The following is a 24,128-nucleotide window of genomic DNA, read 5'->3' as shown; positions in this document are numbered from 1 at the left end:
CTTTTTTTAGCCGGTAAACTTTATCGCTTTACCGGTGATCATAAAATGCTATCGCCCGGATCGACAAACCAGCCGGGCTTTAGCATTTATAATGAAAAAATGACCTTTGCCTTCTTAACAGCTGATGTGCAGGGCGCGACAATAACCACTTAAGCCAACGATAGCTCCACCAATATTTCAGCATCCATTTTACTCAGAGCAGCGATGCTCCTATAAATTCGTGATAAATACTCAGCAGTGTTAAGGTCAAACGCATGGCCTTTTACCTGACTGATATCGGCGTGAACCTAACTCGGCACTTCCGCCGCTAAGCCTGAAGTGCTCCCCCCCTTGAATAGACAGGAAAAAAGCAGCCAATTTAGTGCTTGTTGAAGACATTAACCATTGAAAAACAATAAAGAAATAGCAAAGCGGAGCAATATGCCGTAAAAATTTCAGCAGACCATTAAAAGGAAATTTTAATAAGGACAACTCATGGACAGAAAAGCTGAAAGAAACCAAAGAGTACCCGGTGGCATACTGTTGGCCGGCATCATACTGCTTACCCCGGCCTTTGCCGGCCAGCACAGTATTGATTATGCCGACAGTGCCGCTGCCAGCGAAATCAGCATAGGCATCAAACAGTATAACGGCCAGCAGGACAAAATATTCAAAGACGGCTTGGGCCGTGAACGAAGCTTTCGCGGCTTTAACGTTTCCGGACAAGTGAAACTGGCACAATTTGGCTTTCAGCCTTTTAAAAATGTCGAAGACGCCCGCACCAGTTTGTCGCTGCTGGGACAAAAAACCGGCAGCAATATCGTGCGCTACACCGTTGCCTGGGAAGGCATACACACTGGCGCCAACACCATAAACTACCAGTATCTTGACCAGGCCATTGCCTATATGAAAGAGGCGATGCGCAATGATATCTATGTATTAGTGGATTACCACTCAGATCTGTATAGCCGCCATACCTTCACCCCAGATTCCGACGATACCGGCAATGGCGCGCCTAAATGGGCGGTATCGGATATTAACGGCAAAGACGATTGCGGTTTACCCTGCAAGGTGACCTGGTCGGCGCATAAACTCTCAGACAGCGCGGTACGCAATGCCATGCGTTCTTTTTGGTATGATCATTGGGTGATGGATCAAAACCTGGCCAGCGCCGAATTATATCTGCCCGCAAAAAATAGCTGCGCCGATATCAAGGAAGGGAGTACAGCCAATTCTACCACGGTATTAACGGCAAGCTGCAGCGGCCAGCCCCGCCAGCAATGGCATTATCAACAAGACGGCAGCCTGCATTTGGCACAGGATCAAAGCAAATGCCTGGATGTTGCCGGCGCCAGAATCGCCGATAATACCGATATTCAGATTTACCGCTGTAATGGCACTAAGGCGCAACAGTTTATTCTCGATCAGCGCGGACGCTTGCACAGTGCCATGGATTTCAATAAATGTGTTCAGGAGCAAAACGGTAATTTAAAACTTCATGAGTGCAGCAGCGACAGCAGCAGCCAGCGCCTGGTCTTAAGGGAGACAGCGACAGGTGTTGACCTGGGGGAAAACCTGACCTATGTGCAAACGGCGTTTGTCTGGCAAATAGGGCAGGTGGCCCGTTACATCAAATCTAAACTCACCCCGGAGGAGTTTGCGAAAATTATCGGCATTGAACCGCTTAATGAGCCTTTCGACGGCGGTATCGGGCAAATGAGTTATAAAGACTTTGATAATCAAATCTTATGGCCTTTTTATCAGCGGGTCCGGGCAGAATTAAATCAGCAGGGCTGGCAGCAAAAGGAAGTGTTTGCCGAACCTATGGTGTTCTGGAGTTCCATCGCCGGCATTACGGCCCCGGCAACCGGCGGCCATTATCTTGATTATCAGCCCGGTGACGGTTTTGTCTTTACCCCGCATTTTTATGATCAGGCGCGTATGGGGGTGGAAGATCTGTCCATTGCCCGCAACGGCAGTTATTTCGCCAATTTAGATCAGATCCGGGATGAAGCCCGTTACTTAAATTTAGCGCCGTTTTTATCCGAATTTGGCATGTGGCTGGAAGGTTATGGTCACACCGATACCGGGCGTGTGGTTAACGGTACCTATCAGGCCATGGAATCTTCAGACCGGGGTCATGGTAAAGACCGTTTTGTGGATTTTTATACCCCCCTGGTCAGCGGCACCCAATGGGGCTGGGATTATTATTATGACAACCATTATGAGTTACAAAACGGCAATCCCGATAAAATCAAAACCCGGGACGATGCCTGGAATAACGAAAACTTCTCGGTGATCGGCCATTACGGCGCCGATTATAATGTACGCCAGGAGCTGGTAGAGCGTGCTTACCCGCGAGCGATACAGGGAGACTTGATGCACTTTGCCTATGAAGGCAAGGTCAGGGACGAAGGCTCAGAGACCATGAATTACCACAGCATACGGGCCTCGCTGACAGGCAGTTTTATTAACAAGGAGTTTTTCCGCAATACCCGCTTTGCCTTTGCCGCCTGGCGGGGGCGAAACTCTGACGCCCCCACGGAAATTTATCTGCCGCGATTAATGGCGGCTGATAACCTGGTGATCGTTACCGACAAGGGGGTACATCAAAACCTGCCGCTAGCCGCCAGCCCCAACCATAGCAACAACGAAGTCATGCTCAGTGTTGATCCCCACAAACAAGCCGGTGCCGGCCAACTGCTGCGAATCTGGGATGATGTCGATAGCGGAGAAAATGCCCACTCGCTGCATTTTGCGCTGATCATCGACGGCAATGCCGGCTTGACTGACAGCGATTTACTTGAGCTGCAATCGGCCATTAATCAAATGCTGGCCCGGGGAAAAAGCCCGGTATATCTGACCACAGACATGACCCATGGCGGATATCCTGACGATAAAGGCAGCAAAGACGGCTACTTTTCACTGATCAATAAAAACAGCGGCAAGTGCCTGGATGTCGCCGGGGGACGAACTTTCAACGGCACTAATGTGCAATCGTACCAGTGCAACAATACCCGGGCACAGCAGTGGTTTTATCAGCCATCCACCGGCTTTATGCGCAGCCGCCTGAACTGGAATAAATGCCTGGACAACGGCGGTCAGTTCCGCAACAACGGTAAATTGGTGCTCTGGAATTGCCAGGACTCCGACAATATGCGCTGGGATCTGACAGGGAATAGCCTGCGTCCCCGAGCAGCCCATCAAGTCGCCGTACATGCTTTTGGCAGCGGCGACAGCAGCAATGTCGGCTTGTGGTCTTATCAAGGGGGAGCTAATCAACAATGGATCAGCGCCTACTAATATACAAGCCAAGCTATTTTTACTGGCCGGCTTATCATTGTTGGTGCTCAGGAAAGAAGGGGGTTGTCAATTAACCAAGGCAGAGCAACCCCTCTTAAGGCTTTCACCTGGGAATTCGCTTATTTATTCTTTGCATAAACTAAGCTTCATAATGATGAAGCTGCCAAGGCATTTAGTACTGTGAGCCAAATTAACAGACATGCACTTATTAATGCTGAAATGATCGAATATTTTATGACAACAAGACGCGATATAGATTAAGACTTCTGACTATACGCGTCTGTCACTTTTGCATAAAATGCATATTTGCAGGTTACTCTATGCCGCCGGTGTCCATATCTGAAATATCCAAAGGCCCCGTCCTGTTGCTATCATAACCACGCTGCCACATGCGGATAAAGTTTTCCGCCGAATTTTCAATGGCAGTGGTATCGACCCCTAAATTTTTTAATTCACTGATAATGTCGCCCTCGACACCGATATGGGCAAAACCGTCATAGTCAAGGGCAGTACCGGAAGGGTTTTGCTGTTTGGCAATTTGCTCCTTAACAATGGCATTTTTCCCCGACGCGCCGCAGGCCTCTTTGTTGTCGCCGAACCTGGGCCTGAGCTGCTGGATAAAACCGTTCATATCACTGGCAAAAGCCAGATCCACCTTTAAACCACGGCTGGCGTATTCATAGGCCTGGGCAAACGATTTAACCGAGCCGTCGCAATCATTGGCTACAACCGAGGGGCCATAGCTTTTCACTTGCTCGGCACCGGTTCTTAAACCAAAAATACCACCGGTTTCCCGGATCATGGCAACGATATTATCCGGGGTGGTTTTTTCTTCTTTTTGCTTTTCATCGAGCATAATAGAGCGCAGGTGGCCATGGGAAATCATCAAAGGGTAATATTGGTTTTCCCTGGCCATAACATAAGTGTCGGCCACCGAACGTTCCGACATATGGGCCAGGTCGATGAGCATATTTTTCTCCATCATGGCCACTATCATGGCCTTACCTTCCTCGGTGAGGCCTTTGATATTTTTTCCCTGTTCATCCAGGATAAAGCCCAATTCACCGATAGGGGTATTGCCTATATCTTCTAAAAATTGAAACAGTTTAAAAATAAAATGATGGGGAGCCGCGCCGCCGAAGCGGTTATCGCTTTGATGTACCGGCTGGAGCACCCTGACGCCTTTGTTATAGAAGTGATCCAGGCTAGATTGCCAGTCCTGATCCGCAAACAGATGGGAAGCTTCTATCGCCATCACCGCCGCCAACTTGCCCTGGTGAATGATAGTGCGGGCCTGCTCCGGGCTAGTGGCAATTTCAACCCAGTCCCGGGTGGCGGTAAAATTAACTAACGCATCAAGCTGCTTATCAACGCTGAGCATTTCATCACAAGACAAGCCCGCTTTTTTATTGCGATTGGGCATAATGTCGCATAACTGCTTATAGTCTACCGCCGACATCACATACAGGCTTAACCCGGCATCATGGGCCTGTTTTAAATGCCCCTCCCATACCTGCTGGTGGGCTATGCTGTCCCAGCGCGGCCAGCCGCTATACTCGGGAAAGCCCTGCTTTTTATATTTATGCAAACCGGTATCGCCCTCAGTGCCCGGAACTCTGCCCAGGGTTTCATTGACTATGCCGGTTAATACCGTTCTGGCATGATCGCCGCCAAAAAAATTACCGCCGCTGCACGCAGCAAGCGCATGGGCTTCTTCTCCCTGGTGAGAGCCGTGAAACCAGGCACCGGCATAAGCAAGTTCTGCCATTTGATGCACATGCAAATCGGCAAAACCTGTGACAGCAGCTGTGTTTATCATGTTTGCTTGCTCTGGCTTATGCTCGCTTGGCACTTGGGCATAAACCAGGCCTGTACAGAAAAAACACAGTGAAAGCATAAGACTAAATAAGCGCTTGCTTGCTGAAAGTATTCGGCGAATGAGTGCGGGTAATATTTGGCGGGACAACTTTTTTTCCATCCTTGTCTTCTTTTTCATCAAAAGCTCCTTTTTTATTGTTTGACAAACCAAGCTTAGCTGAAATAAGAGAAGCTGCTGTAAATAAAGAAAATTTTAACTATCACTTGCTGATTATTATCCCTCGACTGCAATTGTTTTCAGGTAGTGAAAGTAAACCGAAGAAATAAAAACTCATCACATTCTTGTCAAAAAACGATTTTCTCCGCCAGGCAAACAGACAATAAAACCACAAATTAAAAAAATTTCGTCTTTCTGCAGTCTGCCTCGTCTTAACTAGGAACCTAAAAATAGAGGAGTCTCTAACATGATCAAAATTATCAGCTTTACCATTTGCCCCTTTGTTCAACGCGTAACAGCTTTATTGGCAGCCAAAAAAGTACCTTATGAAATTGACTTTATCAGCCTGAAAGATAAACCCCAGTGGTTTTTAGATCTTTCGCCTACCGGGCAGGTACCGATGCTGGTCACAGCATCAGGCGAGGCCCTGTTTGAGTCCGACGCCATTGTTGAGTACATAGATGAAATCAGCGCACCGCTAGAAGCTGATCTTTCCCCCGAGCAAAGGGCAAAAGACCGCGCCTGGAGTTATCAGGCTTCCAAACATTACCTGGTGCAATGTCCGGCCATGAGAAGCGCAGACGCAGAAACCCTGAAGGAGCGCAGCGAAAAACTGGCAAAGGCCTTTGAAAAGGCAGAAAAGGTGCTGGGGCAGGGGCCTTATTTTAAAGGCCAGCATCTAAGTAATGTCGATATCGCCTGGTTACCTTTACTGCACCGCGCCGCCATTATTGAAGAAAACACCGGCTATGACTTTATTGAAGGTTTTACAAAAGTAAAAGCCTGGCAAAAAGCCATTTTGGCCTCAGGTTTACCGCAACTGTCTGTTGCCGAAGATTTCGACGAAAAATTTAAAGGCTTCTACCTTTCTGAAGAAACCTATTTAGGCAATATGATGCTGGCTAAGGCTTCATCGGAACAAGGGCAAGACCAGACGCAAAAATCAGGCTGCTGCGGTTAACAGGCTGCAAAGCACGCCCCGGGTAAGCTCCCACGTTTCACACGCGGGGGCTTTTTTATAAGGGCGAAGGCAAAAGCCATAAAAAATCTTGTTAAGCCTGCCGTCCTTCAAGGCAGTTCATAGTTTAGCTGAAATCTTTTTAAAATTATTTTGCCTTTATATCGTCTTTTTTCTTTGCCCTTCGTCTTTTATATAACACGTATTTTTAACCTTGTGCCGGTGGGAGCTTCTTATGCCCGTATAAGTACTTTCACCGGCCAACCTTAACCTTTAGCTCATACCTGATGAGAGATTTATGACAGCAAGTAAACATTTTGATTATTTAGTAATAGGCGCTGGCAGCGGCGGCATTGCCACCGCCAACCGGGCGGCCATGCACGGTGCCAAAGTCGGCTTGATAGAGGCCAATGTCTTGGGCGGCACCTGTGTCAATGTCGGCTGCGTACCGAAAAAAACCATGTGGTATGCCGGGCAAGTGGCGGATGCGCTCAAATATGCCCCCGACTATGGCTTTGATATCGACCTGCATGAAAAACTTGGCAGCTTTAACTGGCAAAACCTTATCCAGAACAGGCAAGCCTATATAGATCGCATACATAACTCATATGAAAAAGTTCTGGGCAATAATCAGGTCGAAGTGATTGCCGGTTTTGCCAAATTTATCGATGCCAATACCCTCAGTGTCAATGACCAGGAGTATTCCGCCAAACATATAGTGATTGCCACCGGCGGCGAGCCGGTCATTCCAAAGATTCCCGGTGCCGATCTCGGCATAGACTCCAACGGTTTTTTCGCGTTACAGCACAGGCCCAAACGGGTTGCGGTGATCGGGGCCGGTTATATTGCCGTAGAAATCGCCGGTGTGCTGCATGCCCTGGGCAGCGAAGTTAAGCTGCTGGTCAGAAAAAGTAAACCGCTGAGGCAGTTTGACGATCTCTTGTCCAATACCCTGGTTGAGGTGATGGCAAGCGACGGTCCGGCATTGGTGCAATGTGCGGTGCCAACGGCCATTGAAAAATCCCCCGGCGGTGCCTTGACCGTTTACCTGGCACCCGGCGATGCCATCGAAGTCGATACCGTAATTTGGGCGGTAGGGCGGAAACCTAAAACCAGCGATCTAAACTTATCTTCTGCCGGGGTTGAAGTGGATGAAAAGGGTTATATCAAGGTCGACAAATATCAAAACACCTCGGTCGCCGGCATCTATGCCGTGGGCGATAACACGGGCAAGGTAGAGCTGACGCCGGTCGCCGTTGCCGCAGGCCGCCGCCTGGCAGAGCGCTTATTCAACGGCAAAACAAACGAGCATTTAGATTATGAAAATGTCGCTACCGTGGTTTTTAGCCATCCCCCCATAGGCACAGTTGGCCTTAGTGAAAAAGAGGCGGTGAAGAAGTTCGGCGCCGACCAGGTAAAAGTATATACCAGTGAGTTTACCGCCATGTACAGCGCCACAACCCTGCACCGCCAGCCAACGCGTATGAAGCTGGTTACCCGGGGAGCACAGGAAAAAATTGTCGGTATTCATGTCATCGGCTTTGGCGCCGACGAAATGCTGCAGGGTTTTGCCGTTGCCCTGAAAATGGGCGCCACCAAGGCCGATTTTGACAATACCGTCGCCATACATCCCACCAGCGCCGAAGAGTTTGTCACTATGCGTTAGGGCTTTATCTGTTAATAAAATGAAGGTTTATTATGAAAAACTGGATCAGAGAAAGTATTTGTCGTATCGAAGCGGATCAAAACCGATCCGCCGATACCCATTTGTTCAAAATAGATATTCCCAAATATCCCGATGTACACCTGTATTTAAAGGATGAAAGTACCCACCCGACCTGCAGTTTAAAACACCGCCTGGCCAGGTCGCTTTTTTTATATGCGCTGTGTAACGGCAAGATCGATAAAAATACCAGCATTATCGAAGCCTCTTCCGGCAGTACCGCAGTCTCTGAAGCCTATTTTGCCAAAATGATAGGCGTGCCTTTTATTGCGGTCATGCCCAAATCAACCGCACAAAGCAAAATCAGGCAAATCGAGTTTTACGGCGGCAAATGTCATTTCGTCGATGCCGCCCCCGATATGCACCCGGAGGCGGTGGCGCTGGCGAAAAAACTTAACGGCCATTTCATGGATCAGTTTCAAAATGCCGAAAGGGCGACCGACTGGCGCGGCAACAACAATATTGCCGAAAGCATCTATAAACAAATGGCAAAAGAGCCTTTTAGCATTCCCAGTGCCATTGTTATGTCGGCCGGTACCGGGGGGACCTCGGCCACCATAGGCAGATATATCTTGTATAAAGGTTTTGACACCGAACTTATGGTTGTTGACCCGGAAAACTCGGTTTTTTACGACAGCTATATCAGCGGCGATAACACCCTGACCAACAACCGCTCCAGCCGGATTGAAGGCATAGGCAGACCTAAAGTGGAAAGCTCGTTCCAGCCGGACGTGATCGACCGGATGATGCAAGTGCCCGATGTCGCCAGTGTCGCCACCATTTTATGGCTGGAAAAGCTTATCGGACGAAAAGCCGGGGCTTCAACCGGCACCAACTTGTGGGGGGCTTTGTGCCTTGCCGAGCAGATGCATGCCAAAGGGCAGTCAGGTTCAATCGTAACCCTGATGTGCGACAGCGGTAACCGCTATTTAGACACTTATTATGATGCCAGCTGGGTTGCCAGGCATATCGGCGATATCCAGGCCAGCAGTGACAGGCTCAACGCCTGGTTTTGCAAATAGCTTGCCCACTATATCGGCAAGCGGCTTTGACAAGAAAATGAGAGGATATAATGAAAAAAAACAACAGCAAATCATCAGGCGGTTTTCTCGATCGCAGAAGTTTTATTAAAACCGGGGCGAGCTTGCTAACCGCCCTGGCGGCGCCATCGGTACTGGCCGGCGGCGATAAAGGCATTAAAGTACCCGATGCCATGCTTATCCCGGGTGCCTTCGATGACGAATACGGCAAACCTTCCGGCTATGAAAAAGCAGTAAAAAGGCTGGTGATGCCCAACGGCAACGCGGCATTTACCCCACTGGACCGGCAAAGAGGCATCATCACGCCTCCCGGTCTGCATTTTGGCGCCCATCACTCGGGCATTCCCACCATCAACCCCGAAGAGCATGAACTTTATATTCATGGCCTTACCGAAAAAGCACTCAGATTTACCTTAGAGGATTTAGCCCGCTATCCCCATGAAGGCGGGGTGATGTTTTTGGAATGCAGCGGTAATACCTGGTTGCAGGCCACCAGCGGCGAGCAGGCACCGGATAAAAGCTGCGCCGAATTATATGGCCTGGTATCAGGTTCAGAATGGCTCGGAGTGCCGGTCAGGCTGTTACTCGAAGAAGCCGGGATAAAACCCGGGGGTAAATGGGTCATTGTAGAAGGCAGCGATGCCGGTACGCACGCGAGAAGCATTCCCATCGAAAAGTTACTCGACGATGCCATTATTGCCCTCTATCAAAACGGCGAGCGGCTGCGACCGGCGCAGGGCTACCCGATGAGGTTGTTCCTGCCCGGCTGGGAAGGCAATATGAATGTGAAATGGGTGAGGAGAATGGAAGTGGTTGAAGCGCCGGCTTTTACCAAAGATGAGTCCCGCGCCTATACCGAAACCTTACCCGATGGTTCCATTGAACAATTCAGTTTTTATATGGGGGTAAAGTCCGTGATCACCACCCCTTCAGGACAACAAAAACTACCGGCAAAAGGCTTTTACGAACTCAATGGCCTGGCCTGGTCGGGGTTTGGCAAAATCAGCTATGTCGAAGTATCAGACGATGACGGTAAAACCTGGCACAAGGCCCAGATACACGGGCCTGTGCTCACCAAGTCGTTAACGCGTTTTACCTTGCCCTGGCAATGGTCTGGTAACATCGCCAGGTTGCAAAGCCGGGCCGTTGATGAATTTGGCAACCGCCAGCCAAGCCATCAGGAATGGAAAAGCAAATACCTTGACGGCTCTTATAACCATTACAACGCCATTCAAACCTGGGAAGTCGCTAAAGACGGAGGCATCAGCAATGTTTTTTAAAGGTAAAAATTTCAGCGCTAAACTCCCGCTTGCCTTGCTGTTCACGGGCGCCTTTTCCGGGAAATTAACCGCCGGTGAAACTCCCCTGCTGGGCAAAGCATTAACGGTGAACGAGATAAAGTCTATCAGCACCACAGTGTTCCCCGACGGGAAAGGCTTGCCGCATGGCAGCGGCACGGCTGCCGACGGCGAAAAAATTTACGCTCAGCAATGTGCTGCCTGCCACGCACAAGACGGCTCTGGGGGCGTAGGACCGAAACTGGTGAGTAAGCCGGAAAAGGGTCCCTATTGGTCCACCGGTGGCGCCTGGCCTTACGCTACTTCCATCTTTGACTATGTCAGAAGGGCAATGCCGCCGGCAAACGTCAAACAGCTTAGCAGCGATGAAGTGTATGCCCTGACCGCCTATCTGCTCTACCTGAACGGACTGGTTGAACATAACCAGGTCCTCAACAACGAGACACTGGCTTTAATTAAAATGCCAGCCAGGGATTATGTCAGCAGTAAATGGCAAAAAGAGGAAAAGGCCCTCTTTAAAAAAGAGCTTAAAAAACGCTGACTCCGCTGGCGCCAGACCGCCCGGCAACCCGAGTGATCAGGTTGCCGGGGTTATCTTTAAAACAGCATTTGCCGCAAAAGAAATAATTTAAAAAATATTTCGTCTTTATCAAGCACCACCCGTCTTATAGGTACATTCACAAAGTTAGCAGTAGGATATTTACTATGATTAAAATTATCAGTTTCAAAATTTGCCCATTTGTTCAACGTGTTACCGGCTTGCTTGAAGCTAAAAACATCCCGTACGACATCGAGTTTATCAGCTTAAAAGACAAGCCCGCCTGGTTCCTGGATATTGCGCCTACCGGCCAGGTGCCTGTGCTGGTCACTGAATCGGGGGAAGCATTATTTGAATCCGATGCCATTGTCGAATATATCGAAGAGATCACAGCGCCACTGGAGCAGGGGGTCACCCCGGAGCAGCGTGCCAAAGACAGGGCATGGAGCTATCAGGCCTCCAAACATTACCTGGTGCAATGTACTTCAATGCGCAGCGGCGATGAAGCAACCCTGCTTGAGCGCACGGCCAAACTGGGCAAGGCATTCGACAAAGCGGAAAAGGTATTGGCCGAGGGACCTTACTTTAAAGGTGAACAGCTAAGCAATGTTGATATTGCCTGGTTACCTTTGCTGCACCGCGCCGCCATTATCGAGCAAAAGTCAGGCTATGACTTCCTTGCAGGCTACCCGAAAGTAAAAGCATGGCAGGCAGCCGTACTGGCAACCGGTTTAGCGGAAAAGTCTGTTCCCGCCGATTTTGTTGAACGTTTTTCTGATTTTTATCTGGCAGAAGAAACCCAGCTGGGGAAAAAGATGCGCGGCATTGACAACACCGCCTCATGCGAGCCAAGCAAAGCGAGTTGCTGTGCCTGATCGTATCAAGCAACAAGTGCCGTAACCCGGTTTACGGCACTTTATCTTCCCCCCGCTCATATTATCTCCATCGCGAGACAACTTTCTGTTCTTTTTAGTTACTCATTGTCAAGGAATGAGCAACATTCCTTTGTTTTACCCGGTAAACATTTAACAAACATTCAATAAAGGAAATATTTATGTTTAACTTTACCCGTAAAAACCCATTAGCATCTGCTCTCGCCTTGTCTTTGACAGCCGGCACGTTTTCCGCCGCTGCAGCGCCTGGCTATCAGCTAAGCTCAAGCGATTTGCACGATGCCATGTCACAGACCCTGGCGGCGGCAACATCCCATTCGTTAGCGCGAACCGGCGATACCATCCGCTATCAGCTCGACAGTTTTCAGGCGGATGTCACCTGTTTCAATGGCTGGCTGGATATCTCGGATCAATACAACACCAATAACGCCTATTATCAGTGTCAGGGCTCGGTGCAGTTTGCACCGGTTGCCGGTGATCTTGAAGGGATCCTGGATTTTACTGTCGACAGCTATCAGGTGATAATTTCCGACAATGGCGAGTTCTTCGGTGAATTGCGAGAAATCCCCAACCTGGGCTTTGGCGGCACCAGCTTGCTTACCGACAATATGAGCGGCAGCCGTTTTGCTTTTGCCGTGGCCAAGGGGGCCATATTAAACGACTACGCCAATATTAAAGTGGGTTTGGCCGATAACCGCCTGATGGTCTTTTTCGACTTGTCCTACACCGACGGCGGCAAAATGGCGCTAACCGACTCAATCGAAGCTTCTGCCGGCAGCAATTCCGCCAGCTTTAAGTTTGTATTGGACTGGAAAGATCCCCTCTATTATTTTGAAACGGACTTATTTACCAAAGGGGCATTAAAGGCCAGTCCGGTGCAACTGACTGCACAGGGGCTTTCCTATCACGGCCATTTGGGCTTTGCCGCCGACTATCCTTTATGGGACGGCGCCAGCTGGCAAGGGGCTCAGTTCAACGGTAATAATTGGCAGGTCAGCGACAGTTTCGATAGTGAAAAATTCAACCAGGACGGCCACTTAGTAGTTGGCGGCAAGGTCAAGTTTACCCCGTATCCCATTTCGGTCGACGGTATGTTCAACGTTGATTTCGACCAAAATGATGATGGTCTGGGGGGCGGGCAGGGCCTTGGTGATAAAGTCTCCCAAAAACTGACCGAGCTGGCATCGGATAGCCAGCTTGCCGGTAACGGCACGTTAAAATTGGATCTGGGCAGTGTCTCCGGCATTGGCTTTTCCATGAACCTGGGCAAAGGTTCGATGAATTTTAATACCGCCAATAAGTCGTTTTCTTTTTGGGCAAGCAGCGTCGACTCGCTCGAAGGCGGCATCGCCGGCAACTGGATTAAAAAACTCCTGGCAGGCATGCAAACCCCAGAAGTAATGGTCTATGGCCATATGGACGGCGACGATAGCGGCCTTGCCAGCTACGACAGCTTCTTTAAAGCTGACCTTTCCCACAACGGTTATATTCTCAAAGGCTCGCAGAGCATCAACTATAATACCCCGGGTATTCAAGACGGCTTGACCATGGATGGCCGTTTTGGCTACAAAGGCTCAGATATCGGCTTTAAGCTCGAAGCGAATGCCAGCACCTGTAAAACCACTATCGACACCGGCAGCACGGTAAATGTTGCCGGCTACAGTCTCGGGAATGTCTCCTTTGATTTGTGTAAAGCCACTGATACTTCATGGATCCCGGTTTCCGGCATAGTCAATGTCGGCGAGGACGCCATCGAAGTACTCGGCAATACCAGCGCTACGGCTGTAGATACCCTGTCTTCGGCAGCAAACCAAACCATCAACTTAACCGACGGTACGGTAGAAGAAGCCAAGGTCGAACTCACCGAAGCCGGTGTCAGTGTGAAAAATGCCGCGATGAAGTACGGCAACAAGGCAAAAAGGTTCGTTATGGGGGATTTAAGCTATTCATCAGCCAACAAATTTGCACAAAAATTCAGTGCATATATAGCTAAAAATGGCTTAAGCACCGGTGACTTGCCCATTGGCGGCGGTAACTTTATCAAGTGGCAGACTTTTAAAATTTACGGTGACGGTAAATACCGCGGCGAAGTCAACGGCAGCAAAGCCGCTGCCCGACACGAAACCGAGCTAAAAGTGAAGTATTGCGCAAAAGTTAAATTTGCCGGTAAAAGCAAGCAAACCTGTAAAACCGACAGCTTGGACACGATCAACAGCAACTTAGACTTAAATGGCTGCTTCTCTACGCCAAGCATGAATAAGTCTTTCAAAATATTGGGGATTAAAGTTAAGTTCCCGATCCCGTCCAAAAAACTGTGCATGTTCTAAGCATGCCAGGTGTAATACAAAGCTGCACAACTTAAGTGCAGCTTTTTTTATCGAACAAATAAGGTGCAAGCGCTAGCGGACAGGCTATAAAGCCATTTTTAGCTTTCCCGAAATGGTTTATAACCATCACTTGCGTTTATGTTGTCACTTCGGCATTTTCCCAACCCTTATCACTAAAGACAAAACCTGACACCTTGTTCATTGGGCCTGTTGAACTGACAGACGAACAAATATTTTATCTCTATATCGCATATAAATACGCATTTCATTATATGTGAACTTTTTATTATAAAGTCATTAATATTCATAGCATTAACCTATCCCCACCTTTCCTGCTGTATATTTTTTAGATTTATTTTGGGTATAAAATATACAATATCCCGCATTATTTGCTAACTTGTGAATAGTTATTTTGGTTGCAACGCGATCCAGCCGTTGACACTTAGTGAATGTAATAACGCCAAAGTGAACTAAATAACTGAAAAAAAATAATGAATAAAAACTAAAACATAAGGATTTTGATAGAAATGAAAAACACCAATACCAAGCGCTTGCTATTGCTGACAGCGCTGTCGTCAATAGGCGCTACATCCCACGCCACGATAACAGGCGGGCTTCCAGCCCCCGTCAAAGGTGCAAAGACAAGCTTGGCGGTAAATGCCGATTTAGCTGCTGCGGCCACTTATTGTACCAGTACCGGCGGCGGCGATTACGAATATATCGCCGGGGTAAAAGTCGCGAACCTCGACAATACTTCAACCGGAGTCTCGCCTTACACCGACTTTACCGCACTCACCGCAAACTTAGTGCCCGGTGCCAACGCCATTACCTTAACCCCGGGTTTTGTCAATAATGCCTATACCGAGCACTTTGCTGTCTATATTGACTTCAACCAGGACGGCGATTTTACCGACAGCGGTGAAAACGTGATGACCGGCAGCGGTAACAGTGCGGTTAACGGTACCATTGAAGTGCCTGCAAACGTATCGGGCAATACCCGCATGCGGGTCTTGATGAAATATAACCAGGCGGTGCTTAACCCTTGTGAAAACATTGTCTCTGGTGAAGTCGAAGACTATAGCGTTTCCTTGGGCGGCTCTGCATCCAACCAGCCGCCAACAGCGTTAACAGACGGGCCATATTCCGGTGATGTCGGAGCCGGTATTGCCATGAACAGCAACGGCTCGTCAGACAGTGATGGCAATATTGTTTCCTGGTTTTGGGATTTTGGTGACGGCAATAACAGCAGCTCGGCAAACCCCAATCATGTTTACCATAGTGCAGGCACCTATACGGTTACTTTAACCGTTACCGACGATGACGGCGCTTCAGCTTCTGCAACCACCTCAGTCACTATTCATGATGGCAGCACCAATCCCACAGACTATTGCACGGTCAGCGGCGGCGGCAGCCATGAATGGATCGCCGGTGTGCGAGTGGGTGATTTGAACAATACATCGGCTCAATCCAACTATGCCGATTACACCAGCCAGGTAGCAAAACTGGCAAAAGGGGCCAACACCATTACCTTAACCCCGGGCTTTAGCGGTAATGCCTACACAGAGCACTGGGCGGTATGGATTGACTTTAATAAAGACGGCGACTTTTTGGATGCCGGAGAACAGGTGATCTCCGCCTTAAACGGCAATGGGGCGGTAAACGGCACCATTACCGTGCCGGAAACCGCTTCCGGTTCAACCCGTATGCGTATCGGCATGCAATACAACCAGGCCCTTAGTGCGCCGTGTAGCAATGTCGCCTCCGGCGAATTTGAAGATTACACGGTATCCTTTGACGGTGTCATTATCAACCCGCCCATAGGCAACTTGCCTGATGTCTGTGCCAGCCAGGATCCGGATACCTCAGGCACATTAAAGGACGGCGTGCCTGTGTGTGTACCGGCATCCAGTGCTAAACAGGGCTTTAGTATTTCTGCCTATAATGTCACGCCGGCGGTCACTAGCATTGCCATTACCACTAAACATGGCCTGGGCAATCTTTCCCTGGAAGGCAGGGCAGGGGGCTGGCCTTCGCCGGGCGACGACAGCGTTCGCTCAAAACATGTCGGCAATACCGAATGTGTGATCATCACCAATCCTTCTGCCAGCTGGAATTATGTCAACCTCAGCGGGCTGTTTAAAGGCGCCAGTGTTGTTGCCGACTTTAATAAAACCAGTTGCCGGGAAACCGTTGGCGCACCGGATACCGGTAACGGCGGTTATGACTACGATCATGTCAACCTTATCATCTTCCCGTTTGATTTCCCCGGCTCGCCGCTGGATTTCACCACCGAAAAAATCAATGCCGAAATGGAGCTGGTAAAAAAATACTTTGAAGAGCAATCATACGGCAACTTTACCGTGACCTGGGAAATCAAGCCGAAAACCACTATGGCGGATCCAAAATCAAGATACGATAACGACAAAAACGCATGGCGGCCGGCATATAGAGGAAAAATCATTGCCGCCGGTGTCGATCCTGACTTCCCGGGTGAAGCCACCCTGGTTATGGTGACAGCGCCAAAAATTGGCCCCAGCGATGCGACCTCGATCAATTCTCAGGCGAGCCCGCCGCTGCTGGAAGTCTACACACATAAAGGCAGCACCATAGCCCATGAGATGGGGCATTCCTTTGGCCTGCACCATGCCAGATCCGTTGAAGCGGGTAACAGTATTATTAATTCCGGCAATGACACCGTCAGTGACTACGGCAATGTCTTCGATCTGATGGGTATGGGGGGACATACCTTTGAAGAGATCAACCTGATGTATAAAAGCTACTTCAAGGGCTGGCTCACCGACAGCCAGGTACCCGTAGTTACCAGCTCGGGCACCTATCGAATTTATGCCTTTGACCATGGCAGCGCCAGCGGCACCAATACCCCGGGCAATATCGGCATCAGGCTAAAGTCCGGTGACGGTAAACTCACTTATTGGCTGGAATACAGAACCAGTGCCCATGGCGAGGAAGATACGCCGCCGGCACAGCAATTCCGTACGCCTTTGCTCAGAAATGGCGTGTTGGTTAACGTACAAGATTATATGGAAGAAGATGATGCCGGTGCCTGGTGGGTGCATATTTCCAAACTCCTGGATATGACGCCAAATTCTCAAAGTACCGCCAACTGGGCGCTGGAAGATGAAACAGATGCACCGCTGCAAATAGGCAAAAGTTTCACCGACCCCTGGAATGGTTTCCGTATTACCCCTGTTGCCAAGGGCGGTACTGAAAATACTGCGGATGCCTGGATCGAGGTGGAAGTTGAGAAATTCTAAGCCGCCTTAAATGTAAAATATCAACATAAACTGACAACTGCCTGATACAGGCAGTTGTCAGTTACTACACAAAGCCTAAGATAAGCATATGAAAAATAATTTTAATACCCATGACGAAGTAACAATTTCCCCTTGTGCCAGCCCGATAGGTAATACTCATTAAAAGCTAAAATTGAACTGCTCCTCCCGGCTCCTAATATTCAAAATTTCATATCCGGATTTCGTTTCTTGATTATTCTTAGCATAAGAGAATGGGCCAACTCTTTTTCATCAGCAGACAGGCCTGATAAAATTTCATCATTACATTGTTTTGCTAACGAAGTTGCCTCAGCCTCCAATTCACGTCCTTTTTTTGTTAAATAAACCAAGTGTGCCCGTCTACTCGTTGGATGAGGTTGCCGTTCTACAAGTTCCATTTTCTCTAGCGAGTCGAGCAGTCTGGTAGTAGTGTAATGTGCGGTGTTACAACGGTTCGTCAGCTCTGTCTGGGTAAGTCCGTCTTCTTCCCAAAGAGCAAATAATGTCGGCCAAAGGCTTATATTAAGCCCTATTTTTTTCAAATGGCCGTCTAAGCTGTTAGCCATATCATTACCCAAAACGGCTATTAACCAGCCAAAACTCATATGCCTTGGCAACTTAGGCCCTTGTTGGTTATCTATCAAAAAATACTCCTTATTCGCTTATCGAGATTATTATCAGCAGGATACTAATACTTACCCCCAATAAAATCATCGCTTTATAATTACTTATCAACACAGGTTGCGTTAAATCTCCTGAACTTTCCCTCTCGCCTGTGATCATCGCTTTGATTAACGGTTTACCACGTAACTGATAAACCAATACAGCAAGGATATGCACAGTACTGCAGCCAATCAATGCCATAGCATTAATAGCATGGAACTGCTCAAATATTTTCAATGCTTGGCGCCCCCATAAGTGCTTGCCGTCTATTGCTCCTGATATGCAGATGCCACTAAATGCCTGCAAAAATAAAAGCGTAACCATTAAAAGTACCATTAACCCGCCCAGGGGATTATGTCCTAAATAGCCTTTGCTTCTACGAGATAAATAAAGAAACAACTGCTTGATGGAGGGCACAAAATTAGCAAACCGGGATGTATCACTCCCTACCAGGCCCCAGCCAATACGCCAGATGATTAAGACAAATAGTGCAAGTCCAAACAGGAAGTGTGCACTTTCATTACCGGCCAGACCATAACCGGTACAAGCTAAGCCAATAAACAAAATGGCCTGTAGCCAATGATAAATTCTGGTAGGTAGGTCCCATATTTTTAACATAATTTACTCACAATTGATAATGTTGCATTTGCAAATGTATCAGGCGCAATATATTATGTCACTCGAATTGAATAGATTTTGAGGACGATTAAATGAATAAGTGGCTTTTATTGGTACTGACGGCAATAGCGCTATCTGGTCATTGCCATGCTGAACAGCCTGAAACAGAGCAGCGTCAGCAACTTTTTGAACAAATTGAAGGTAACACTGAACTGCTTGAAGACATCATTGATCAGCAGGATTGGCAACAAGTGTCCACTATGGCGTTAAAACTTGAGCAGAACGTTATTTTGCTGAAAAGACTTTTTCCACAAAGCAGTAAAGGGGAAGGGCGCAGCAAAGAGAAAATTTGGCATGACTGGAAAAATTTTGAACATAAATTAACCCTGTGGTCGATAAGCTTCAAACGCGTAGCAACGTCCAGCAAATCGAAAAATCATAGGCAAGTTATTAAGGCATTGGATTCAGCCACTTCAAGCTGCCGCTCTTGCCACATGCAATACCGTTCACTTTGGTAACAGGAGATAAATAATGAAGCAGAAACTAGTGAAAATTCATGCGATTGCAGCAACTTGTGCATTACTTATGATCACCGTATTTTTTATCAGCACCTTGATTTCAGAGTTATCTGGTAACCTGCTATATATCACCACGGTCAAGTCGTATATTTTCTACGCTATATGGTTACTCATTCCAACTATGGCAATTGCCGGTATTACAGGCAATAAGCTTGCTCCTAAAGCCAATAGCGGCACCATAGGAGCAAAGAAAAAAAGAATGCCCTTTATAGCGTTAAACGGCTTGGTTGTACTCATTCCTTCAGCCGTATATTTGAAATCTTTAGCTTTAACAGGACGTTTTGATACGACTTTTTATATCGTGCAAGGTATTGAGTTGATTGCAGGATTTGCCAACATAACCATGATGTCACTAAACCTTAGAGACGGTTTAAAAATTAGAAACCAAAGAAAAAAGTGAATAAATAGCGACTTATTTTTGAAGGTGCATTAACCAGGGGATATTTGGCGATATAAACCGATACCATAAAATTTCCGGGCTAACTATCCCGATTTGGCTGTGTCAGGTAACGTACAGGCAAAGACCTCGTCACTCCCTGGTATGGTTTTCGTATTCAGTTGTGGCAATCAGTAGCGATAAAAGGGAGAACTGAAACTCCCGGCTACCCGGGTTTAGATGAAAGTTGAGAAACTCCAAGTCGCACTGATATCAAATATAAACTTAAACTGACAACTGCCTGATACAGGTAGTTGTCAGTGAGCACCAGAAGCCTGTTAACCTAAGCTCGGGTTAACTGAGTAAAAGACAAAAGCGACATTTTTCACAACAATTGGCCAACTTCGCTGTTTAACCTTACTTTTATTCCAAACCTCCCCAGCAGTAGATGTTCAATACCAGTAAGCATTTGATTAACAAATTATCAAAAAATGGCTAATGCTTGGGCCAACTGATTCGCAGTTCTATACCCGTGCAATAATGTACCGTCCATTAAAACAATACCAGGTGTGCCAATTAATCCCATTAACTGGCCTAATTTAAAATGCTCACCAACGGGGCTGTTCTTACATGATTGATAGGGAGAGCGGATATTGATCATTAAATCTTCAATACGTTGCTTGCGATTTTCAGCACACCAGGCCGTTGTCATCTTGTGGTATGTATCTGAATTTAAACCCGCCCTGGGATAAGCCAAATACCTGATTTCTATCCCGAGTTCATTCATGGCCTCAGTTTGTTTGTGTAAGTTTCTGCATGCGCCGCAGTCGACATCCATAAAGGCATAGACAACGGCTTTTACTTGACCTTGAGGTGAGTAAACAATAGCCGTGCTGAGATCTATTGTTGAAATCAGCATCTTTCTTCTTGCCCTTGCGGTAATGTCGGTAATATTTACGGCCCCGGTCGCCGAGCTTTTATAAAGATCCCCCTCGAAAAAATAACCTGTGCTATCTGAGTAATAAATCACTTTGCCGCCGTTCATATTTGCCCGGTAAAACCCCGTTAACGGACTTTTCTCGATAGAAGCTATTTGCCAGTTTTCATCAATCTTATTTAATTTAGCTTTTATTAAGCTTAACTCGGGCTCTTGTAAAACAGGGTTCAGCTGTTGAGACATCGCTGGCCCGGATAAAAAAATCAGGACAAATACTGCCTGCACTGCTTGATACATTTTATTGCTTCCAAACTTAATCAAATAAAACTAAAAAGTTTCTGATCATATAATCAGAAACTTTTTACAGGTATCGCTTCAATAACGATTAGAAAAGGTAGCTATACAGATAACCGGCCGCGACAGCCATAGACAGTATTACCGTTAAGAAAGCCATTATCATCTTGTTTTTAAAGATAGATTTTAATAATACAACTTCCGTCAGACTAGCGCCGGCACTGCCTATGATCAACGCCATCACGGCGCCAAGTCCCATGCCTTTTGCAGCCAGGGCCGCACTTAACGGGATAACGGCTTCAGCTCTGATATACAAGGGAATACCGATCACAGCGGCCACGGGCACTGCAAAAGGATTATTTTCATTTGCAATGCTGGCGACAAATTCTGTCGGCATAAAGCCGTAGATCATTGAACCTAATGCAATACCGCCGATTAAGTAAGGCAAAACTTTCTTAAAATCAGACCAGGTGCTATTCCAGATCTTTTTCCATTTATTGACGGGTTTAGCGCCGGAGCATCCTGAAGAACATCCTGAACTTTCCGGGGTAATATAAGCTTCGGGCCTGATGTGTTTTTCAAAGCCCAATTTTTCCAACGTTATGCCGGCGATAATTGACACCCCCATGGCAATAGCAAAATAAAACAAGGTCACCTTAAGCCCGAAAGTAACAGCAAATAAACCGATAATAATGGGGTTGAGTAACGGACTGGCAAATAGAAACACCATCATAGTGCCAAAGCCTGCCTTTGCCCTAAGCAGCCCTTTTAAAAAAGGAATGGTTGAACATGAGCAAAATGGCGTAATGGCGCCCAAGAAGCCGGCAATGATATAACCTTTGCCTTTTTTGCTACTCAATATACTTTGAATTTTGCTTGGCGGAATGTACACCTGCAGCACACCTACCAGATAACTAATAAGTAAAAAGAGCAGGGTGAGTTCAACCGCCAAAAAGGCAAACATGTTTAAGGTATCAAATACCATTTGTTGTGTGATCGTCATAATAAAACCATTAACTCTATATTTCTAGATTTTTCGAATTATAAAGCAAGAATTATCTGCGTCAATATATTTCTAGAAATATCGAATTATGTAATAATTGTCAGTGAGTACTGTCGAGATCAAATCAATCGCTAAAGCCTTGAAATAATGAGGGAACCCGACAAAGTTTGCTATATGGTCAAAACAGCGCTTAAAAATACCACTGTAAGCCAAGTTCGCCGTGCCGGCCTTGACTTATGAATTGCTTGGGATCCAATCCCCGGACATTAGCGGAGTAATTTTCTTTATCGGTTAAATTTCGGATCTTAAACCAAAGTCTGCTGCCCTTAGGGGTTATGGGATAACTGAGGTTAAGGTCGGTTAAAAAGTATTGCGATACCTTAAGGGTGCTCTCAGCTAAATCTTCATCTGTATAGCGAGTCTCAATCGCATCCGTGTATTTAGCGGATAAGCCTAAAGTTAAATTTGGCAATACCTCATAGCTGAGCCGTAATCCCAGTTTGTTTTTGGCTATGTCTGTGCCGCTTTTCGGCCTGGTATGGCTTAGCCAAAAAACCAGCAACCCCTTGGCTAACTGCTGCTTGTACTGGAATTCCGCCCCGGTGACATGGGTTGCCCCTTCATTAAAAGCACTGAACAAGTCGGTATCGGGATCATCGTCCGCCACCTGGCGGTTAACAATCAGCTCGGATGCATTATTTCGAAACCAAGAAAACTGCAACCAGCTGCGATTATTTGGGCTATATATGCTGGAGACTTCCCATGCTTCCATCAGGGACGGCTTCAAGTTTTCATTGATCTCCAGTTCAAACAAGGTTGGCGCCCGAAATGCCTCGCCATACATAAATTTAAGGTTCAGCGACGGCGACACAGGTGTGGTGTAGCCGAGCCGATAAATAGCCGGGCTGCTGTATAACTGATGATGGTCACTACGCACTCCCAGGGTTAACTGATCTGTAGCTGAAAATACTTGCCCCTGTATTTGTGCATAAAGATAACTGTTCTCCTGGCTAAGAAAAGGGGTTAACTCAGCGAAATCTTCCAACTCAAAATCAGGAGTCTGCAAATCACGTTTTAAAAACCCCACCCCGGCCAGCAATTGATAACCTTCCCCTTGATAACCACCGTTCCAATTTACTTGCCACTCACTAGAGCCGGTAATATCAAACTTATACAGCGGAGATACGGTGCCGTCCACAGGCTCACGAAAATTAAAGTCATTTAACTCGTCATCTTCCCGAAAACGTACATTTAAACGATAATGCCAGGCAGACTCGGGCGGCTGATAAGCATAACCGGCACTTAATTTAAGTTGTTCACGCCTGGTCATAAAATCACGGAAGCTGATTTCGGGAGACTCCTGCCCGCCACCGTCCCGATCAAGCAACTTTAACAACTTTAGATCAAAGTCCTGCCCGGGTCGAAGACGATATGTCATCCCCGCATCAAGATGATAAGCATAATTTTCATCCCGGTAAGGATATAAACCGGAATTTAACAATGTTTGTCTCAACACTTGATGCTGTTCGCTAAAATCTTTTGTTTTAACAAACTGGCTAAAATCAACATCATCAAGATCTTGATAATAAGAGAAAAAACGCCAGCTAAGCTTATCGCTGCTTTTCCTGACGGCCAAAGCCGTCCGTATGCCCTGATAGTCCCCGTCTCCCCGTTCCAGCGCCAGGGTCAAGCTGTTTTGTTCATCTTTACGGGTCACAAGGTTGATAATGCCTGTAAAGGCATCGGCACCATAAATAACCGAGGAAGGCCCGGGGATCACTTCCACCCTTGCAATATGCTCCAACGGGAATTGATGCCCGATAAATGCTTCCCCGGTATAAAGCAGGTTAACCTCTTCGCCATCGATCAATAATTTGGTTTTTGACCAGTTATCGGCAAAACCGCGTAATCCCCCCTGTAACCAGGAGTGCGGATAGGCATATTCTACCGAAGGAACAAAATTCAGTAACTCTAACAAAGAGGATATGCCAAGCGATTTGAACTCATTTTTTTCTATGATATAAACCGTCGCCGGTACCTGATTGAACGACTGGGGAAGCTTAGATACTGAGGTTATTTTAACCGACATCAACTGCTCTAAAGACATATCATACAAGTCGACATCGGCTGAAAATACAGGGACAGAACAAAGAATCAGCCAAGCAGAGATCAGTGTTGCTTTAACGCTCAGGTCAATCAAACAGGCCTTTATCAAGACGTTTGTCCGGGGCTGATACAAGAAAATGTAGCCACTAGTATAGAAGAAAATACC

Annotated in this window: 18 protein-coding genes; 12 read left to right on the top strand and 6 right to left on the bottom strand. The window is 47.2% G+C overall.

What is annotated here, in order from left to right:
* Window positions 1-474: 474 nt before the first annotated feature.
* Window positions 475-3,282 carry a ricin-type beta-trefoil lectin domain protein gene (locus tag QL234_RS11930; protein ID WP_281558065.1) on the top strand — a complete coding sequence of 936 codons (2,808 nt, stop codon included), beginning with the start codon at window positions 475-477 and terminating at the stop codon, window positions 3,280-3,282.
* Between the two features lie 313 nt (window positions 3,283-3,595).
* On the opposite strand, the gene QL234_RS11925 is transcribed toward QL234_RS11930, so the two are convergent.
* A complete protein-coding gene (locus tag QL234_RS11925) occupies window positions 3,596-5,101 on the bottom strand; it encodes a membrane dipeptidase (protein WP_281558064.1) in 1,506 nt (501 codons plus the stop codon).
* A gap of 122 nt (window positions 5,102-5,223) precedes the next feature.
* Between QL234_RS11925 and QL234_RS11920 the strand changes: the two genes are divergently transcribed.
* The 9 genes from QL234_RS11920 (at window position 5,224) to QL234_RS11880 (ending at window position 17,369) form a co-directional block, all read left to right on the top strand.
* On the top strand, window positions 5,224-5,427 hold the full coding sequence (locus QL234_RS11920) for a hypothetical protein (RefSeq protein WP_281558063.1): 204 nt from the start codon (window positions 5,224-5,226) through the stop codon (window positions 5,425-5,427).
* 137 nt (window positions 5,428-5,564) lie between these two features.
* Entirely contained in the window at window positions 5,565-6,278 is a 714-nt protein-coding gene (locus tag QL234_RS11915; RefSeq protein ID WP_281558062.1) for a glutathione S-transferase family protein, read from the top strand.
* A gap of 295 nt (window positions 6,279-6,573) precedes the next feature.
* Window positions 6,574-7,941 (top strand): glutathione-disulfide reductase, encoded by a 1,368-nt coding sequence (gorA, locus tag QL234_RS11910; protein ID WP_281558061.1) that lies wholly within the window; start codon window positions 6,574-6,576, stop codon window positions 7,939-7,941.
* Window positions 7,942-7,973: 32 nt separating this feature from the next.
* A complete protein-coding gene (locus QL234_RS11905) occupies window positions 7,974-9,020 on the top strand; it encodes a PLP-dependent cysteine synthase family protein (protein ID WP_281558060.1) in 1,047 nt (348 codons plus the stop codon).
* A gap of 50 nt (window positions 9,021-9,070) precedes the next feature.
* Window positions 9,071-10,318 carry a sulfite dehydrogenase gene (soxC, locus tag QL234_RS11900; RefSeq protein WP_281558059.1) on the top strand — a complete coding sequence of 416 codons (1,248 nt, stop codon included), beginning with the start codon at window positions 9,071-9,073 and terminating at the stop codon, window positions 10,316-10,318.
* On the top strand, window positions 10,308-10,877 hold the full coding sequence (locus QL234_RS11895; protein WP_281558058.1) for a cytochrome c: 570 nt from the start codon (window positions 10,308-10,310) through the stop codon (window positions 10,875-10,877). The genes soxC and QL234_RS11895 overlap by 11 nt, the downstream gene beginning before the upstream one ends.
* Before the next feature lie 164 nt (window positions 10,878-11,041).
* Entirely contained in the window at window positions 11,042-11,749 is a 708-nt protein-coding gene (locus QL234_RS11890; protein ID WP_281558057.1) for a glutathione S-transferase family protein, read from the top strand.
* Window positions 11,750-11,928: 179 nt separating this feature from the next.
* Window positions 11,929-14,094, top strand: coding sequence for a hypothetical protein (locus tag QL234_RS11885; RefSeq protein WP_281558056.1), 2,166 nt, complete (start codon window positions 11,929-11,931; stop codon window positions 14,092-14,094).
* Between the two features lie 527 nt (window positions 14,095-14,621).
* A complete protein-coding gene (locus tag QL234_RS11880; protein ID WP_281558055.1) occupies window positions 14,622-17,369 on the top strand; it encodes a GEVED domain-containing protein in 2,748 nt (915 codons plus the stop codon).
* A 200-nt stretch (window positions 17,370-17,569) separates the two neighbouring features.
* Here the strand turns inward: QL234_RS11880 and QL234_RS11875 are convergent, their stop codons facing one another.
* The gene (locus tag QL234_RS11875) at window positions 17,570-18,031 is read right to left on the bottom strand and encodes a MarR family transcriptional regulator (protein WP_281558054.1); all 462 of its coding nucleotides are present in this window, start codon (window positions 18,029-18,031) and stop codon (window positions 17,570-17,572) included.
* Window positions 18,032-18,041: 10 nt separating this feature from the next.
* Window positions 18,042-18,668, bottom strand: a complete 627-nt coding sequence (locus tag QL234_RS11870; protein WP_281558053.1) for a cytochrome b/b6 domain-containing protein — start codon at window positions 18,666-18,668, stop codon at window positions 18,042-18,044.
* A 92-nt stretch (window positions 18,669-18,760) separates the two neighbouring features.
* Between QL234_RS11870 and QL234_RS11865 the strand changes: the two genes are divergently transcribed.
* Together QL234_RS11865 and QL234_RS11860 are read left to right on the top strand one after the other, a co-directional pair.
* Window positions 18,761-19,186 carry a cytochrome c gene (locus QL234_RS11865; RefSeq protein ID WP_281558052.1) on the top strand — a complete coding sequence of 142 codons (426 nt, stop codon included), beginning with the start codon at window positions 18,761-18,763 and terminating at the stop codon, window positions 19,184-19,186.
* A gap of 13 nt (window positions 19,187-19,199) precedes the next feature.
* The gene (locus tag QL234_RS11860; protein WP_281558051.1) at window positions 19,200-19,646 is read left to right on the top strand and encodes a hypothetical protein; all 447 of its coding nucleotides are present in this window, start codon (window positions 19,200-19,202) and stop codon (window positions 19,644-19,646) included.
* Between the two features lie 460 nt (window positions 19,647-20,106).
* Here the strand turns inward: QL234_RS11860 and QL234_RS11855 are convergent, their stop codons facing one another.
* The 3 genes from QL234_RS11855 to QL234_RS11845 form a co-directional block, all read right to left on the bottom strand.
* A complete protein-coding gene (locus tag QL234_RS11855) occupies window positions 20,107-20,856 on the bottom strand; it encodes a DsbC family protein (RefSeq protein WP_281558050.1) in 750 nt (249 codons plus the stop codon).
* An 88-nt stretch (window positions 20,857-20,944) separates the two neighbouring features.
* The gene (locus tag QL234_RS11850; protein WP_281558049.1) at window positions 20,945-21,856 is read right to left on the bottom strand and encodes a permease; all 912 of its coding nucleotides are present in this window, start codon (window positions 21,854-21,856) and stop codon (window positions 20,945-20,947) included.
* A gap of 190 nt (window positions 21,857-22,046) precedes the next feature.
* Window positions 22,047-23,945, bottom strand: a complete 1,899-nt coding sequence (locus QL234_RS11845) for a TonB-dependent receptor plug domain-containing protein (RefSeq protein ID WP_281558048.1) — start codon at window positions 23,943-23,945, stop codon at window positions 22,047-22,049.
* Between the last annotated feature and the right edge of the window lie 183 nt (window positions 23,946-24,128).

Origin of the sequence: Thalassomonas sp. RHCl1, assembly GCF_947387555.1 — a bacterium.
Classification (GTDB): domain Bacteria; phylum Pseudomonadota; class Gammaproteobacteria; order Enterobacterales; family Alteromonadaceae; genus Thalassomonas.
The sequence above is the reverse complement of the archived record's forward strand: the minus strand, read 5'-3'. Positions and strand labels throughout refer to the sequence as shown.